A 770-nucleotide genomic window follows, 5' to 3' on the forward strand; every position below is an offset into this window, starting at 1 on the left:
TGGCCTTTGATCATTTGCTCAGCACTCACCGTCATGATCATTGCGGAACGACTCTTCCAAGTATTCATCAGTCTTGGCGTTGGCAAAAGTGCCATTCGTCAACATTTGGCCAGTCTAGACCCAACGAACAGCCGAGATATTGAAGCGCTGGCCGATGAGTTGTCGGGCAAGCGTCCCCTGCTTTATCGCGGTGTAGCAATGCTATTGGCTCACCACTCATTCGCTAAATCGCTGCGTGAAGACGCGGCTGGCATGTGGCTGCAAGAAAAGCGTCATCAACTGCATTCTGGTCTTCGCCTTCTGACGTTGATCGGCGTGATCAGCCCGCTAATTGGTCTTCTCGGCACAGTATTGGGATTGATTGAAATGTTTAAAGGCCTCGCGGTTTCAACTGGGAACATCACACCTAACGATTTGGCCGACGGCTTGCGTTTAGCCATGCGCACAACGGCCGCAGGCTTGATCATCGCCCTACCCGCTATTTCTGGCGCACAAATCATCGGTTTGTGGGCTGACCGCGTACTCGCCAAACTTGAGCATACTCTCAACTACGTGAATTTGTGGCTTGAAGGCATTTCCCTGCAGCACGTGTCTCCAGAAAAAACAAAAACAACGGTAAGTGTCACCAAAACGGCTGAGGCGAAAGCTTCATGATCAAAGTACCACAGGACAATAACCGCAACGGCTTAACACCAGATTTAACACCGCTGTTAGACATCATTTTTATTGTGATGGTTTTCTTGATGCTTACCGCCGCAGTCAAACTCGAT

At 49.9% G+C, this 770-nt stretch carries 2 protein-coding genes; both read left to right on the forward strand.

Annotation, left to right across the window (positions count from 1 at the left end):
- On the forward strand, positions 1-654 hold a 654-nt coding region (locus tag R7R24_RS26370), incomplete at its 5' end, for a MotA/TolQ/ExbB proton channel family protein (RefSeq protein ID WP_318120070.1).
- The coding region (locus R7R24_RS26375; RefSeq protein WP_318120072.1) for a biopolymer transporter ExbD at positions 651-770 on the forward strand (120 nt) is incomplete at its 3' end. The genes R7R24_RS26370 and R7R24_RS26375, both read left to right, overlap by 4 nt.

Source organism: Vibrio sp. 704 (genome assembly GCF_033339295.1).